General features: G+C 39.9%; 16 protein-coding genes and 1 other annotated feature. Of the genes, 13 read left to right on the plus strand and 3 right to left on the minus strand.

What is annotated here, in order from left to right; translation table 11 throughout:
• Nucleotides 1-218: 218 nt before the first annotated feature.
• The 8 genes from ACIQXQ_RS05185 to ACIQXQ_RS05220 all read left to right on the plus strand — a co-directional run bounded on the left by ACIQXQ_RS05185 (nt 219) and on the right by ACIQXQ_RS05220 (nt 8,132).
• Nucleotides 219-1,253 (plus strand): sulfate ABC transporter substrate-binding protein, encoded by a 1,035-nt coding sequence (locus ACIQXQ_RS05185; protein ID WP_402955950.1) that lies wholly within the window; start codon nt 219-221, stop codon nt 1,251-1,253.
• Nucleotides 1,254-1,326: 73 nt separating this feature from the next.
• Nucleotides 1,327-2,166 carry a sulfate ABC transporter permease subunit CysT gene (cysT, locus tag ACIQXQ_RS05190; protein WP_402867876.1) on the plus strand — a complete coding sequence of 280 codons (840 nt, stop codon included), beginning with the start codon at nt 1,327-1,329 and terminating at the stop codon, nt 2,164-2,166.
• Between the two features lie 57 nt (nt 2,167-2,223).
• Nucleotides 2,224-3,063: a sulfate ABC transporter permease subunit CysW gene (cysW, locus tag ACIQXQ_RS05195; protein WP_402868547.1), complete on the plus strand. Its 840-nt coding sequence runs from the start codon at nt 2,224-2,226 to the stop codon at nt 3,061-3,063.
• A gap of 11 nt (nt 3,064-3,074) precedes the next feature.
• Complete coding sequence (locus ACIQXQ_RS05200; protein WP_402867877.1) at nt 3,075-4,139, plus strand: sulfate/molybdate ABC transporter ATP-binding protein; 1,065 nt, start codon at nt 3,075-3,077, stop codon at nt 4,137-4,139.
• A 523-nt stretch (nt 4,140-4,662) separates the two neighbouring features.
• Nucleotides 4,663-6,033, plus strand: coding sequence for a C40 family peptidase (locus ACIQXQ_RS05205; protein ID WP_402956040.1), 1,371 nt, complete (start codon nt 4,663-4,665; stop codon nt 6,031-6,033).
• Between the two features lie 210 nt (nt 6,034-6,243).
• A complete protein-coding gene (locus ACIQXQ_RS05210) occupies nt 6,244-6,702 on the plus strand; it encodes a hypothetical protein (RefSeq protein ID WP_402956042.1) in 459 nt (152 codons plus the stop codon).
• Nucleotides 6,690-6,989: a YxcD family protein gene (locus ACIQXQ_RS05215; RefSeq protein ID WP_402867878.1), complete on the plus strand. Its 300-nt coding sequence runs from the start codon at nt 6,690-6,692 to the stop codon at nt 6,987-6,989. The genes ACIQXQ_RS05210 and ACIQXQ_RS05215 overlap by 13 nt, the downstream gene beginning before the upstream one ends.
• Before the next feature lie 165 nt (nt 6,990-7,154).
• Nucleotides 7,155-8,132 carry an aldose 1-epimerase gene (locus ACIQXQ_RS05220; RefSeq protein ID WP_402955952.1) on the plus strand — a complete coding sequence of 326 codons (978 nt, stop codon included), beginning with the start codon at nt 7,155-7,157 and terminating at the stop codon, nt 8,130-8,132.
• Between the two features lie 38 nt (nt 8,133-8,170).
• On the opposite strand, the gene ACIQXQ_RS05225 is transcribed toward ACIQXQ_RS05220, so the two are convergent.
• Nucleotides 8,171-9,559, minus strand: coding sequence for an amino acid permease (locus tag ACIQXQ_RS05225; protein WP_402955954.1), 1,389 nt, complete (start codon nt 9,557-9,559; stop codon nt 8,171-8,173).
• 453 nt (nt 9,560-10,012) lie between these two features.
• Here ACIQXQ_RS05225 and ACIQXQ_RS05230 point away from each other — a divergent pair, with 453 nt between their 5' ends.
• From ACIQXQ_RS05230 to ACIQXQ_RS05240, 3 genes are all read left to right on the plus strand, one after another.
• Nucleotides 10,013-10,180 (plus strand): YezD family protein, encoded by a 168-nt coding sequence (locus ACIQXQ_RS05230; protein WP_402955956.1) that lies wholly within the window; start codon nt 10,013-10,015, stop codon nt 10,178-10,180.
• Between the two features lie 185 nt (nt 10,181-10,365).
• Nucleotides 10,366-11,154 (plus strand): serine hydrolase, encoded by a 789-nt coding sequence (locus tag ACIQXQ_RS05235; RefSeq protein WP_402955958.1) that lies wholly within the window; start codon nt 10,366-10,368, stop codon nt 11,152-11,154.
• 112 nt (nt 11,155-11,266) lie between these two features.
• The gene (locus ACIQXQ_RS05240; RefSeq protein ID WP_402955960.1) at nt 11,267-11,839 is read left to right on the plus strand and encodes a YdcF family protein; all 573 of its coding nucleotides are present in this window, start codon (nt 11,267-11,269) and stop codon (nt 11,837-11,839) included.
• Nucleotides 11,840-11,895: 56 nt separating this feature from the next.
• Here ACIQXQ_RS05240 and ACIQXQ_RS05245 read toward each other — a convergent pair whose 3' ends face one another.
• Nucleotides 11,896-12,156, minus strand: a complete 261-nt coding sequence (locus tag ACIQXQ_RS05245; RefSeq protein WP_402867884.1) for a hypothetical protein — start codon at nt 12,154-12,156, stop codon at nt 11,896-11,898.
• Between the two features lie 324 nt (nt 12,157-12,480).
• Between ACIQXQ_RS05245 and cspC the strand changes: the two genes are divergently transcribed.
• Nucleotides 12,481-12,681, plus strand: coding sequence for a cold shock protein CspC (cspC, locus tag ACIQXQ_RS05250; RefSeq protein WP_010331195.1), 201 nt, complete (start codon nt 12,481-12,483; stop codon nt 12,679-12,681).
• Between the two features lie 137 nt (nt 12,682-12,818).
• Here the strand turns inward: cspC and ACIQXQ_RS05255 are convergent, their stop codons facing one another.
• Nucleotides 12,819-12,986 (minus strand): hypothetical protein, encoded by a 168-nt coding sequence (locus tag ACIQXQ_RS05255; protein WP_402955962.1) that lies wholly within the window; start codon nt 12,984-12,986, stop codon nt 12,819-12,821.
• 301 nt (nt 12,987-13,287) lie between these two features.
• Nucleotides 13,288-13,509, plus strand: a binding site (T-box leader).
• Nucleotides 13,510-13,590: 81 nt separating this feature from the next.
• Between ACIQXQ_RS05255 and ACIQXQ_RS05260 the strand changes: the two genes are divergently transcribed.
• Nucleotides 13,591-14,952 (plus strand): sodium-dependent transporter, encoded by a 1,362-nt coding sequence (locus ACIQXQ_RS05260; RefSeq protein WP_402955964.1) that lies wholly within the window; start codon nt 13,591-13,593, stop codon nt 14,950-14,952.
• Nucleotides 14,953-14,999 lie beyond the last annotated feature (47 nt).

Below are 14,999 nucleotides of genomic sequence, written 5' to 3' on the forward strand. Positions count from 1 at the left end.
TTGGAAGGGAGCATTCTTAACGGGAATGCTTAAAACGGTCTGGAAGACAAAAAACACAGTTGACAACTTGGGATACTTTGCTTTAAGGTAGGGATACGTAAAAAAGAAAACAGAATATTTGCTGATCAGAAAACTGAAGGCATACTATTTCCTAACTTTAAATGAGGAAGTAGTATGCCTATTTTGTTTAAAGAAAGTTAAAAACAGGGGGAAAGATTATGAAAAGGTTATTGGCGTTTTCAAGTTTGGTTTTAGCATTTGGGGTGCTAGCCGGTTGTAGTTCCGAAAAGACTGAAGGAAAAGAAGGAAAGCCTAAATCCGTAGAATTACTGAACGTGTCCTATGACCCGACCCGTGAGTTGTACCAAGAATATAATAAAGCATTCGCGAAACATTGGAAGGAAGAATCAGGTCAAGATGTTACGATTCAGCAATCGCACGGAGGCTCTGGTAAGCAAGGAAGAGCGGTCATTGACGGATTGGAAGCAGATGTCGTGACGCTTGCATTGGCTTATGACATCGATGCCATCAATGAAGCCAGTAACCTTTTGGAAAAAGATTGGCAAACGCGCCTGCCGGAAAATTCAACACCTTACACGTCGACCATTGTATTCCTAGTAAAAAAGGATAATCCGAAAGGCATCAAAGATTGGGATGACTTAATCAAAAAGGATGTTTCCGTCATTACTCCAAACCCAAAAACAAGCGGGGGGGCAAGGTGGAATTATTTGGCCGCATGGGCATTTGCCGAGAAGAAGTTCAATGATGATGAAGCGAAAGTAAAAGAGTTCATGAAAAAACTTTATCAAAATGTGGAAGTGTTGGACTCCGGTGCTAGGGGTGCCACGACTACATTTGTGGAAAGAGAAATCGGTGACGTACTAATTGCTTGGGAAAACGAAGCGTATTTAACGCTTGAGGAATTCGGCGATGATAAATATGAAATCGTCAATCCTTCCATAAGTATTTTAGCCGAACCTCCAGTGGCGGTAGTCGACAAAGTGGTTGAGAAAAAGGGAACGAAGGAAGTGGCGGAAGCATATCTAGAGTATTTGTATACGGATGAGGGGCAAGAAATTGCGGCTAAGAACTTCTATCGACCAAGGGATGAAAAGGTTCTGGCAAACCATAAAGAACAGTTTGCCGACATTGACATGGTAACGGTTGATGAGAAGTTCGGCGGCTGGAATGAAGCCCAGAAGACCCATTTCAATGATGGTGGTACATTCGACGAAATATATCAACCAAAATAAGTGTAGAGGGGAAGAGGAATGTTTGATTCTTCTTCTCCTTCACTAATTAAGTAGAAAGAGCTGGGGAGATACCATGAATATTGTGACTGAAGTCAAGCGCAAGAGAAAAAGGACGATACCTGGTTTTGGGTTGGCGATGGGATTGACATTACTGTATTTATCCATCATCGTCTTGATTCCCCTATCCATGGTTTTTTTAAATACATTTTCAATGGGAATGAAGGATTTTTGGGAGACCATCACTGAACCAAGAGTTGTTGCCTCCTATAGATTAAGTTTTCTGACGGCTTTAACTGCGGCATTTGTGAACGCAGTTTTTGGCGTTTTAATTGCCTGGGTTCTGACACGTTATGAGTTTCCAGGGAAACGGATCATCGATGGCCTGGTCGACTTGCCTTTTGCCCTTCCAACGGCAGTTGCCGGCATTACGTTAACCACTTTATACTCACCGAACGGGTGGATTGGACAGTTTTTTGGATTCAAGATTGCCTTTACCCCTATCGGGATTATCATTGCCCTCATTTTTATTGGTCTTCCCTTCGTTGTACGAATGGTTCAACCCGTGCTTGAAAATATAGAAAAGGGGATGGAAGAAGCATCTGCTTCACTAGGGGCAAACCGAATGCAGACATTTATTAAAATTATTTTTCCTGAATTGATTCCCGCAATCTTGACGGGGTTTGCCCTATCATTTGCGAGGGCACTTGGCGAATACGGATCCGTCGTGTTCATTGCCGGCAATATGCCTTTTAAGACAGAAATTTCCCCTCTTATCATCATGACGAAGCTTGAACAGTATGATTACCAAGGGGCAACCGCCGTGGCGACGGTTATGCTTGTCATTACATTTCTGATTTTGCTCACCATTAATATCTTGCAATGGTGGACTAGTAGAAGATATTCCGCAAAATAGGAGGGGACCGTGTTGGCCAATCATCATCCTGTGGCTACAGAGCCAAATAAACCAGTCATCTTAACAAGAAACGCTACGAAGGAGCCAAAACTTATCCAATGGACCCTTATTTCCATTGTATTGCTATTCTTGACGCTTTTTTTGGTCGTTCCGTTGATTGCTATCTTTGTAAAAGCCTTTGAAAAGGGAGCGGAAGCGTATGTTGCGGCGATTGCTCACCCAGATTCTTTGGCTGCCATTAAATTAACGTTGATCGTTGTCCTGATCACTTTACCTTTGAATGCCATATTCGGGGTAGTGGCGGCATGGACGATTACAAAATATGAATTTAAAGGGAAGAACTTTTTAGTTACGTTGATCGATCTTCCATTTTCCGTGTCACCGGTCATTGCCGGTTTGATATTCGTCCTATTATTTGGTCTGAATGGAGCGCTTGGTCCATTTTTGCAGGCGTACGATATAAAAGTGATATTTTCCATACCGGGCATTGTCATTGCTTCCCTATTCATTACCTTCCCTTTTATAGCACGGGAATTGATTCCACTTATGCAAAGCCAGGGAACCTCTGAAGAAGAAGCCTCCCTTACCCTTGGTGCTGGCGGGTTCAAGACTTTTTGGTATGTAACGTTGCCCAATATTAAATGGGGCTTATTATACGGAATCATTTTGTGCAATGCGAGGACGATCGGGGAATTTGGAGCCGTATCGGTTGTATCAGGCCATATACGCGGCATGACGAACACGATGCCACTTCATATTGAAATCCTATACAATGAATATCAATTTTCAGCGGCATTCGCCGTGGCATCGTTAATGTCCATTTTTGCAATTATAACGTTGGTTTTAAAGAGTCTAATAGAATGGAAAACGGACCTGAAATCTACAAAAGCTAGGTAGGGGGATGTACAATGAGCATCATCATCGAAAACGTTACAAAATATTATGGGTCGTTTCAGGCCCTACAAGATATCAATCTAGAAATAAAAAGTGGGGAGCTTGTTGCGTTACTGGGTCCCTCGGGTTCGGGGAAAACTTCGTTGCTCCGCATCATAGCTGGTCTTGAACAGTCAGAAAACGGACATATATTATTTAATGAAGAGGATTACACAAACAAGCACGTGAAGGATAGGAACGTCGGTTTTGTCTTCCAGCATTATGCCCTTTTCCGAAACATGACCATTTTTGATAATGTTGCATACGGTTTAAAGGTACGGCCCAGAAAAACAAGACCTAGCAAAAAAGCAATTGAAGAAAAAGTTACGGAACTGCTCCAACTGGTTAAACTGGAAGGATATAAAGATCGCTATCCCTCTCAATTATCCGGGGGCCAGCGTCAGCGCGTGGCTTTAGCCAGGGCACTGGCCGTAGAGCCAAATATTTTGTTGCTCGATGAACCATTTGGGGCACTGGACGCCAAAGTCCGTAAAGAACTTAGGCGTTGGTTAAGAAAGCTGCATGACGAGTTCAATGTCACGAGTGTCTTTGTAACACATGATCAGGAAGAAGCGATGGATGTCGCCGATCGGGTCGTCATCATGAATGAGGGGAAAATCGAACAGATTGGAACACCAGATGAAGTATACGAACATCCAAAGAATCCATTTGTTTATGACTTTCTCGGCAGTGTTAACCTATTCAAGGGAAAGGTCCATCAAGGAAAGCTTGCAACCGGGAATGTGGAAATTCACGTACCGGATAGTGAGGACGGAGATAGCACAGGATATGTAAGATCTCATAACTTCATTATCGAAAAAGGACCATCCAATGTCGATTCTATTGAATCCGTCATCGATCATATTCATGCAATCGGACCGATTGTCCGTATTGAAGTGATTCGTCAGGACATTCAGGAACCGCTCGAAATCGAACTTACAAAAGACCAATTTAATCAGCTTTCTTTAAAAAAGGGAGATATTGTGTTTGTTCGTCCAAAAGAGTTGAAAGTTTTTGTTGACTATATGGCCGGAATCTGAAAAATGTAAGGGAATCATACTAATAAGAACTCCCTTTATGAAAGAGAAAAAATGTAAAAAATATGGTCCGGAACCGAATCAAGGTTTCGGGCCATATTCTTTTTAAAAAGTAATAAGTGCCTTTTTTTGACAACACCAAACCTATTGACTATCATAAGTTGTGGTTCTTCTATACTAATAATTGGATAGATTATCATGTGGGAGTTTGTCGTTTTACTAGAAGGAACTTGTCAAATATTGGTCTATATATCTCGTCTGAATGTCGAAAAAATATGTTTAATGTTAAAAATGAAATATAAATGTAATATTGCTATTACGTATTTGACAAAAAGCGGTGATATACTACGTATTAGGTAATGAGCTCAAAGAAATTCTGTATTTTATGTAATATGAAATCAATCCTAGAAAAGTACATAATGCTTTTAAAAAATAGAGAAGAGATTCCTGTGGTTCAATTTGATTGCTATTTTCTTAGATAGAAAGAAGTGGGTCAATTGAATTGCTAGGGAAGAAAGTAGGGGAAATGAGTTTGAAGAAAAAGTTAATCGTATTAAATACCACTATTATGCTCGGTTTAGGAAGCATTTTTGCCGCACCGATGGTCAATGCGGAATCTGTTTCAGATATTCAATCACAACGTGCCGGAATTCAATCCGATATTTCAGATGCTGAAAAAGTCATTCAGGACTTACAGAAAGAGCAAGCGAAAATGGATTCCCGGATTAAAGAAATCGTTAATGCAATGGAAGAAAACGATAAAAAAATCAAGAAAACCAATATAGAAGTAACTGAAACGGAAAAAGATATTGATTCATTGAAAAAAGAAATTACTGCTTTAGAGGAAAGAATTGCAAAACGCGAAGAAATCCTAAAGGAGCGTGCCCTTTCTTTCCAAGAGAGCGGCGGTGACGTTAATTACCTTGAAGTAGTTTTAGGATCTACTAGTTTCCGTGATCTTGTTGACCGTGTAGGAGCAGTTGCGGCTATCGTTGAAGCAGATCAGGAGATTCTTACTCAGCAAGAAGCGGATAAAGCTGAGCTAGAAGCAAAACATGAAGAAGTAGAGAAGAAATTACAAAGCCTTAAAGAGATGCAAGTTGACCTAAAAGGTATGAAATCTCAAATTAAGGAACAAAAAGCAGCTAGTGTAAAAATGAAATCTAAACTTGAAAAGAAACAGTCTGAAACAGAAGCTCTTAAAAAGGCCCTACAAAATGAAGATGCAGATTTAGCGGGCAAATTAGCAACGATTCGTGAAAACATTAAAAAAGAAGAAGAACGTAAAGCGGCTGAAAAGGCCGAACTAAACCGTGTGGCGGAAGAAGTTCAGAAAACTTCTACTAACCATGTAGATGATCATGTAGATGATCATGTAGATAGCAATGTAGCGCCTTCTACTAGTTCTTCTAAAAATGAATCTTCATCAAGTTCACCAAAAAGTTCACCAAAAAATAATGTTTCAACAACTCCAAAGAGTGAAAGCAAGGCTACAGCAGCGCCAAGCACAGCTAACGTAGGTTCTGCAATCACAGCAGGTTATAAATACATCGGTAATTCAACATATGTTTTCGGTGGCGGAAGAACGGCATCCGACATTGCTAACGGCCGATTCGATTGTTCAGCATTTGTTGCATGGGCTTACAAACAAGCGGGTGTTAATCTACCACCAAGCACTGGTGCCTTGACAGGTGCAGGAAAGCAAGTTTCAAAAAGCCAGATGCAACCGGGAGATTTAGTATTCTTCAACACGTATAAAACTGATGGACACGTTGGTATTTACGTTGGAGGAGGCAAGTTCATTGGCTCTCAAAGTTCAACAGGAGTGGCTGTTGCTAACATGAGCAGCGGATATTGGGCAAGTAAATTCAATGGCCGTGTAGTTCGGGTGAAATAATAGTGTCTTAATGGGCAGGGTGATGATCACCCTGCCCATTTTTTATAAAAAATACGGATAAAAACAAAAAAAGTGAAACTTATTTTGATTAATATCGTAAATACTATTAAGATGAAATAAGGATAGGTGATGTGGATTTAACTTGTAAACTTACTGACATTTAATGAAACAACATTCCTACTACTAAAAAATGGAGGCAAAAAACACATGATGAAAAAAATTATGGCTGCTTTACTAACTATCACATTAGCTTTCTCGCCAGTTGGTGCGTATGTATTCCAGGACCATTCACAATCCGCCGATGCAAGGGGTTATAAATCCGGGAAAAGAAGCTTCAACAATAATAACTCGAATAACAATACGAATAACAACTCGAATTTCCAAAATAAACAAACGAATAAATCCGATGCAAATACAAACAAAGCGAAAACCGATACAAAAAGCGGCAACTCATTTACTAAGGGCGGCTTAATGAAAGGAATCATGCTTGGAGGGCTTGCAGGTTTACTTTTTGGTAGCCTATTTGCCAATATGGGAGCTCTTGGTTCCATTCTTGGACTATTAGTCAACGTTATTGCGATCGTTGCCATCGTGGTCATTATCCGCAAGATTTTCGTTTACTTCCAAGATAAGAAGAAAAAAGAGGATCCAAACCCATGGAGAGGCTAAGAATTTCCGAACAAGATATCATTAATGCAGTATGTGTATACATTGCTCGTAAAAAGCAGGTCGAGCCCAATGAAGTGGAAGTTGAATTGATGTATGATGATGATTATGGCTTCTCAGCTGAAACGTTCGTTGATGGCAGGAAGCAAGTATTGATCACGATCAACTTGATCGAAGCGCTTCGATTATGGCTGGATGAATACTTAAATATCGACCCATATTCAGGCATTGAGCTTGTCTTGGATGACGAAGAAGGCATAGTCGCCTTAATAAGCGAAAGCAATAACTAAGCAAAAAAAGGATGTTCCTAGGGGAGCATCCTTTTTTTCTATTTTAGAGGCCAAGTTATATTGGAAAGAATCAGATTATGGAAAAGTGGTGAGCGTCAGTTGTCAAAAGGGTACTAGACTAGTAGGATGAGTGTAAGTATATGGAATCTAAGAGGAGGAAAGAAGATGGAATCCTATATAAAAGACCAGATGTTTTTAAATGAAGAGGCTATAATCTTTGGCAATGATATCATTGAAGCAATGATCGTTCCAGCTTTGGGAAGTAATCTACTATCGCTAAAATCCAAGAAAAAAGATGTAGATATATTGAGGACTCCAAAGTCGTTGGAAGACTATAAAAAAGTGCCAATCCTATATGGCATGCCAATCCTGTTCCCGCCTAACCGGATAGAGGATGGGACCTTTACCTATAAGGAAATAACCTATACATTTCCGGTAAATGAATGGGAAAAGCACAATCATATACATGGTTTCTTGCATGATAAGCCTTGGAAGGTCCTAAAAAGAGAGGCAGGCAAGGAGGGAGTCGTAATCGTTACCGAGTTTTTGAGCAGTGATTATCCATCCATGTATCCACATTTTCCTCATGAGTTCAAAGTGAACATGACGTATATAGTAAAGGAAGAGAGACTGGATATCCAGATGAGCATTCACAATATCGGTCGCAAGTCATTTCCGTGGGGTGCAGGGTATCATACGATCTTCAATTTTCCGTTTATAGCAAGAAATGACTATTCGGATTGCGAGATTTCTTTGCCCGTAAATAAACAGTGGGAGCTGAATGGCAGGTCATTGCCGACTGGGAAATACATCACTTTGCCAAATAAGGATGAAATTCAAAGGAGAATAATAGGAGAGGGACGGGAATATGATGACATTTTTAGCCATGATGAGGAAAACAACCGAATAAATGAAGCTGTTTTAACCGATCCGAAAGCCGGTATACAAGTGCGTTATCAAGCGGATCGTCAGTTTAAATATTGGGTACTATTCAATGAGGATGGTTTCTTGTGTCCCGAGCCTTACACCTGGATCACGAATGCCCCCAATTTGAAGTTACCAGCGGAAGTGACGGGATTGCAAGAGTTGCAACAAGGTGAATCCATACACCTGGATACAAAAATCATACTGCACGAAATATAGAAAACGCCCGGGCATATTAATGCCTGGGCGTTTTCTCGTTAAGCTCTCTTCCGCATCCAAAGCGGGTAGAGAACAAAGCCAAGAACATATAAATAGATACCTAACATGAACGTTTCCATGTCGGCTGTGCCTGTCTTGATGACCCATATGGAGTATATCAATGCCAGGAAGGTGATGATACCGTCGCGGGTCCTGGAACCCTTCATGATATCGTATGTTTCTCCAGTCAAAACCAATTTAAATTGATACAGGGTTGATACGAGATAAGGGACCAAATAAGCAAGCGTTGCAACGATCATGGAAAATTTGTATGCCACTAAGATGGTTCCCGAAATAGTGGAAAATAAGAACAGTTGTGTCATCAAATTCGTTACCGTCATGGAGCGTACCGGCGTTCCATTTTTATTTGCCTTTGCAAAGTAAGCTGGGAATATATCCGATTTCGCTGCTTGATAGGGAACCTCCGATGCAACGACGACCCAACCTATCGTGGAACCTAATAAGCAAATGACAGCAAGTGCCCCCATTAGATATGTGCCGCTGGAACCGGTCACAGTCTGTAAGGCATCGACCAGTGGTTTTTGAGATGCCCTCAATTCCTCTTGCGATAAAGCACCCATCGTCAAGATCGTAATCCCGATATAAATGGCAACAGCGATAAGCAAGCCGATGATCGTCGCCTTTTTGACATCATTTTGTGATTTCGCACGGTTTGAAAGCATAACGGCTGCCTCGATGCCGATGAATGCCCATAAGGTGGATATCGCTGCATTGTTAATTTGGGAACCTAAGGAAAATGCTGTACCCGCTTCATTATAAAATTCAGCACCGTCTCCCAGGTTAGAAGAATCAAAGATGAAAATAGTAACGATGATGAAGAATAAGAAGCCAATCACTTTTGTGACGGTTGCCACAAGGTTAAGTTTACCAGCACCATTAAAACTTCTGACTAAAATGAAATGTATGCCCCAAAGTGCCAAGCTACAAACCCCGAAGGTTAATGCCTTACCAAGTTCAAGGTCAAATGATCCTGCTGTATAGAGCACTTTCGTACTGTGCATGACGGGGAAAAACGTCGATAAATAGCCTGCGAATGATATGATGACGGAGGCTGTGGCTGCCCAGTTAGCTGCCCAATATCCCCAGGCCATGCTATATCCAGCAAATCTTCCTTTTACAGGGGATTTGAATAATGATTGTGCATAACTTTGTGGTCCTGCTTTCAAATCGGGTTTTCTCACAGCCAAGTTACCGAAAACGAGTGCTATTAAAAATACACCCAAGCCTGTGACAATCCACGCCATCGTGGCTCCCAACGGACTTGATACTTGCGCCAATTGGGCGGGAAGCATGAAGATACCGCCGCCCACCATATTGCCAACTACAAATGTGGTTAGGATCAGCAATCCCCATTTATTATTTTTCATATTTAAAATCGAACCTTTCTATAGGACAATGATTGTAATGTTCAACGTAAAACTTATTTTAAAATAGTATATCGTAAATAGTTTAGTTTGGTAAAGTGCTAAATAGAAAGAATGAAATATACGAATTAGTCGGAATATTATAAAATGACATTGACAAATAACGAAAGACGGATTATAGTAATAATACCAAGTTTGTAGGTAAGGATAATAAAGTATATTTCAGAGCCTTTTTAGCCATCATCTTTTCCTTCTTGCTATGATGACAAGTAACTCTCATAATGCCGATTAGTCAACTAAAGGCACCTTTCCATCTACTATTAGATAAAAGGTGCCTTTATCTTTGGGAAAAGAAGCGAAGGATGAATTGATTGACCGCCAGCACAGAAAGCGTTAAAGGGAGAACGTTCCTTTATCATCGGTTTTCTTCATAAACATTATTCAAGGGGGACCATTATGGAAAAAAAAGAGGAGTTAAAAATCAAACATATCATTTCCAGCTTGGAAGGACTGCAATATGGATCGGTGATCATAACCGTGCATGATGGGGAAATCACTCAAGTGGACACCACAGAAAAGAAGCGGTTTCCAATAGTGAAGGGAAGACCAATGAAAGCAAGATAAGATCATAATGTACTTGAAAAGGAGCTTTCTCATCGAATGCTCTTTTTTATTTGGATTTGATGACTTTTGGGTTCTATCTTGAAAATAAATCAATAAAGCATATATAGAAGATAGTGATGCTTTTACATGGTAGAATTAGTAAGACGTTACATAATTAATGAACCGTGAGAAGGGAAGGATTAACCATGTCTTTACAAACCATTGAACACAAGATTTTGGATGCAGTGGGAACATTTGATGGACGCATTGCTTATAAAATTGAAAATAGTGATGGGGAATTCATCGCATATCATGAGGATGAATCTTTCCAATCAGCCAGTTTGATTAAAATTCCGATGATCATTGAAGGATATCGTCAGAGCGAAGAAAAGAAGATTTACTTGAATCAGCCGGTGACGATCCCACCTGAAGAAGTGACTGGTGGTTCAGGGGTCCTGCATGTTCTATCGAATAAAATTTTTTTAACGGTTGAAGACCTTTTGTCATTGATGATTACAGTTTCCGATAATACGTCCACCAATATGATGATGACCTTGCTTGGCCAAGATGAAATTAATAAGTGTATAAAGGACCTTGGACTTAAACAGACAATGCTTCAACGGAAAATGCAGGATTTCAAAGCACTGAAAGAAGGACGGGATAATACCATCTCCGCAGCGGATACCATCACCTGTCTGAAGGCGATACATACTGGGGACTTTTTAAAGAAAGAGAACCAGGAAAAAATATTGCGTGTAATGGATAATCAGCAGTTAAGGGATAAGCTTCCGTCACAAATGGGTAAAGGTGTGAAAGTGGCAAGTAAAACGGGGGGGATTCGTGGAGTCGCCCATGATTGTGCGATCATCCGTTCAGAAAAACAAACCGTCTACGCCGCAGTCCTGACTGAGGACATGAAGACCGAGGAAGAAAGCCGTCGAGTCATCAGTCAAATAGGAAAGTGGATTTACGAAGACATGATGGGGGAAGCTTAAAGCTCCTAGTACACTTTCGATTTCCCCTTTTTGTCAGACTAATAATTTCATTGAGTGCCCACTTTTGTTGCAGCTACAAAAGTGGTGAGCGAAAAAGAAACGGAGCGGTACGATGAAAAAGTGGATAAAGCTTGGCGGTATGGGGATGGTCGTGCTACTCGTATATTTTGGAATCTTACATATGAAGATCATGGAAAGCAGCCATCAGCCAATCCCTGAAGATGCGGGATACCTTATCGTTTTAGGGGCAAGAGTAAAAGGGGCTGTTCCATCTTTATCATTACAATACCGGATTGATAGGGCAGCAGACTATTTAAAATTGAATGGAAGTACGGTGGCCATCGTCTCTGGTGGCAGAGGTCCAGGAGAAGACATTTCAGAAGCTGAGGCAATGAAACAAGGGCTTATCAACCAGGGAATTGAAGAAGGAAGAATCATCATGGAGGACGAATCTACATCAACCAGTGAAAATATTGCTTTCTCGAAAGAGTTCATTCCGGATCCTTCATCGATTGGATTGATTGTGTCGAATGATTTTCATCTTTATCGAGCCGTGAAAATGGCTGAAAGAGAAGGATTGAAAGTGACAGGGGTTCCTGCAAAGACGCCGCGAATCGCTTTAGTGAAATCATATATCCGTGAATACTTGGCCATAACAAAGTACTATTTGACCCAACTGTTTTGAGACGTTCATCCAATCTTTATGAAATGCCCCCTCGTGAAAAGGCGGGCATTTCAAATTCACTCGACTTCCACTACTATATTAGGCACCTCCCAAAACTCATTCTCTTGATAGATTTGTTCAATCGTCTTATAAACAGGGTATCCAATATAGGAAACCTCCACTTTTTCTTCAGCATCGACTTCTTCTATATCTATATCATCAACAAAACCAAGTTGATCATCGATCTCCATTAAATAAAAGCCAAGCGCTTCATAATCGCTACTGGCGGCAATGACCTTACTATCGAATCCTCTATTCGAGACCTTATAATATTTCATTAATAAACCTCCTATGTTGTTTAATCTGTACGAAAGTAAAAGAACGGTTTCTTATACTCTGATATACCCCTAATTAAAAATCTAAATCATATAATTGGAAAAAAATGTGAAAAATCAAGATAAGGGATAACTCTTAAATAATTGTTTGCTAGTAGGCATTTATAAAATAACAAATTTAATTTATCTGCAGTGTAGTTGCTATTTTTATCATTTCGTGTTATTCTAAGTAAGAATTGTTTTTGGTAATGAAAAAAGGTATTAGTATCTTCTTGAAAAATCAAAAATAGTAATACAATGTGTGTTATGCACTAGGAGGCAACAAAAATGGAACAAGGTACAGTTAAATGGTTTAATGCAGAAAAAGGTTTTGGATTTATCGAACGTGAAAACGGAGACGACGTATTCGTACATTTCTCAGCTATCCAAAGCGAAGGTTTCAAATCTTTAGACGAAGGTCAAAAAGTAACTTTTGACGTTGAGCAAGGTGCTCGTGGAGCTCAAGCAGCTAACGTTCAAAAAGCTTAATTTTAAAACTAAATCGTAACCTATATGAACAGACTCCCCTCGGGGAGTCTGTTCTTTGTCGTCATTTATACATATAAAAAAAGCCCTACTCCGTTTAAGAGTAAGGGGAATCATTGCATACGAAAAAAAGTGAAAGCTTATGCTTTCTCCAGTTCTTCTTCAAAGAAAAATGTTGTTGGATGTTCTTTGACTGTATAAGAATATCTTTTCATGTTTTTTACATATGCCCATTTACTAATTGTCACTAATTCATCAGTTTCAAGGATCGTTACGGTTTCGCCACTATTGTATTTATTACTTTTCAATTTATGCACCCTCTTTACTAATAGTATAACATATTTCACGGCAGAAAATGTGTCCAAGATATTCCAAAGGGGTCATTAGTGGAAAGAATCCTTCTATATCATGTAGACTATGAAGAACTTTACTATTTTATTCGAAGTAATTTATTCATTAGAAAGGGCATACAATTATGCTGTAATAACAGTTAGTCTTTGAGACGATCAAGGGATTTAGATGTAAAAAGAATTCTATTTATAGTCGAAATATTTAAATAATGTTTGACCTATAAGAATTATCATACTATAATTTTGTTAATTACATATCGAGTGAGCGACGAAAAGAAACCCATTAAACCGGTCTCCCTGTTATATAGAGAATCAGTGGTTGGTGAAAACTGATACAAAGACTAGGTGAATTTCATTCTTGGAGCTTTTTTATACTGCAAAAGAGAAAGTGGTATAAAACGGGTTAAACCGTTATTTTAACAAGTGGGAAACAAGTGTTGTTTCCAATTAGGGTGGTACCGCGTGAAGCCACGTCCCTATCGTTACAGATAGAGACGTGGCTTTTTTTGTCTTTGATTTGTTGATTAGGGAACCATAATAAAAAGGGATAGGTAGGGTTAGTATGCAAACAACAGAGCAATGGTCATCGAAGATTGGTTTTATTTTATCCGCAGCTGGATCAGCGATAGGGGTAGGTGCCATATGGAAGCTCCCATATGTTACTGGGATGAGTGGAGGAGGGGCATTCTTTCTTCTTTTTATTCTCTTTTCATTGTTTATGGGTTTTCCCTTATTATTGGCTGAATTTATTATAGGCAGGAGTACACAAAAGGAAGCCATCAGTGCGTATCGTAGTTTAGCTCCTCATAGCAACTGGCATTGGATTGGAAGATTAGGGGTATTCACCTGTTTTCTTCTCTTGTCTTTCTATAGCGTAATTGGTGGATGGATTGTGATCTATTTCGCCAAAGGTCTGTTCGGTGGAATAATTAGTGAGGGTGCAGATTATGGTTCAGTATTTAACGGGACAATCGGCAATCCGTTGTTGGTCCTTGTAGCTCAATTTGTCTTCCTAGCCATTACCGTATTGGTTGTAGCGAAAGGGATTCAAAATGGAATCGAAAAAGTGAGTAAAATATTGATGCCTGCTTTATTTCTTCTTTTTATTGTACTGATCATCCGCTCCCTTACATTAGATAACGCTCTAGAAGGCGTCAAATTCTTTCTAGCACCTGATTTTTCTAGCATGACTTCTCAAAGTGTCCTATTTGCGATGGGGCAGGCTTTCTTCTCCTTAAGTGTAGGGGTGTCGGTGATGGTGACTTATAGTTCCTACCTTTCAAAAAAGGAAAGCTTAATCCAACCGGCCATATCCATCGTCGCGATGAATCTATTGATTGCCTTATTAGCAGGATTGGCCATTTTCCCAGCTGTTTTTTCATTAGGGTTAGAGCCAGCCGAAGGACCGGGTTTGCTGTTCGTTGTATTGCCGGCGGTGTTTGACCAAATCGTGTTTGGAGAAGTTTTCTTATTAGGGTTTTTAGCCTTATTCCTATTTGCCACATTAACGTCGGCCTTCTCCATGTTGGAAATCATCGTGGCAGCCATCGTTAAAGGAAAAGAGGAGAAGAGAACCAAATATGCCTATATCATCGGAATCTTAATCTTTGCAGTAGGCATTCCCTCTGCATTATCCTATAGTACTTTTTCTGATCTCTTAATCTTCTCGAAGAACTTGTTCGATTCAGCCGATTATTTAGTCAGCAACATATTAATGCCGCTCGGCGTGCTATTAATCTCGATCTTCGTTTCATATAAAATTAAGAAAAGTACCTTGAGAGAGGAACTATTACAGCATTCTCGCCTAGGCGCCCAGGCATTTAATATATGGTTCTTTATCATGAGGTTCATCATTCCTCTGGTTATTATCATCGTGTTCCTTGATGTCACTGGGATACTGGATAGGGTAGTGGGGTTGTTTTAATTAGTAGGATTAATGGTTGTATGGTGCAGAACCATTCTATCTTTTCT

This window comes from Peribacillus sp. NPDC097198, assembly GCF_044762055.1.
GTDB lineage: Bacteria > Bacillota > Bacilli > Bacillales > DSM-1321 > Peribacillus.

Excerpts from the sequence above, each read along its gene's own strand:
- ACIQXQ_RS05185 (WP_402955950.1), top strand. The coding sequence starts at position 219 with ATGAAAAGGTTATTGGCGTTTTCAAGTTTGGTTTTAGCATTTGGGGTG.
- cysT (WP_402867876.1), top strand. The coding sequence starts at position 1,327 with ATGAATATTGTGACTGAAGTCAAGCGCAAGAGAAAAAGGACGATACCT.
- ACIQXQ_RS05200 (WP_402867877.1), top strand. The coding sequence starts at position 3,075 with ATGAGCATCATCATCGAAAACGTTACAAAATATTATGGGTCGTTTCAG.
- ACIQXQ_RS05205 (WP_402956040.1), top strand. The coding sequence starts at position 4,663 with ATGAGTTTGAAGAAAAAGTTAATCGTATTAAATACCACTATTATGCTC.
- ACIQXQ_RS05210 (WP_402956042.1), top strand. The coding sequence starts at position 6,244 with ATGAAAAAAATTATGGCTGCTTTACTAACTATCACATTAGCTTTCTCG.
- ACIQXQ_RS05215 (WP_402867878.1), top strand. The coding sequence starts at position 6,690 with ATGGAGAGGCTAAGAATTTCCGAACAAGATATCATTAATGCAGTATGT.
- ACIQXQ_RS05220 (WP_402955952.1), top strand. The coding sequence starts at position 7,155 with ATGGAATCCTATATAAAAGACCAGATGTTTTTAAATGAAGAGGCTATA.
- ACIQXQ_RS05225 (WP_402955954.1), bottom strand. The coding sequence starts at position 9,559 with ATGAAAAATAATAAATGGGGATTGCTGATCCTAACCACATTTGTAGTT.
- ACIQXQ_RS05230 (WP_402955956.1), top strand. The coding sequence starts at position 10,013 with ATGGAAAAAAAAGAGGAGTTAAAAATCAAACATATCATTTCCAGCTTG.
- ACIQXQ_RS05235 (WP_402955958.1), top strand. The coding sequence starts at position 10,366 with ATGTCTTTACAAACCATTGAACACAAGATTTTGGATGCAGTGGGAACA.
- ACIQXQ_RS05240 (WP_402955960.1), top strand. The coding sequence starts at position 11,267 with ATGAAAAAGTGGATAAAGCTTGGCGGTATGGGGATGGTCGTGCTACTC.
- ACIQXQ_RS05245 (WP_402867884.1), bottom strand. The coding sequence starts at position 12,156 with ATGAAATATTATAAGGTCTCGAATAGAGGATTCGATAGTAAGGTCATT.
- cspC (WP_010331195.1), top strand. The coding sequence starts at position 12,481 with ATGGAACAAGGTACAGTTAAATGGTTTAATGCAGAAAAAGGTTTTGGA.
- ACIQXQ_RS05260 (WP_402955964.1), top strand. The coding sequence starts at position 13,591 with ATGCAAACAACAGAGCAATGGTCATCGAAGATTGGTTTTATTTTATCC.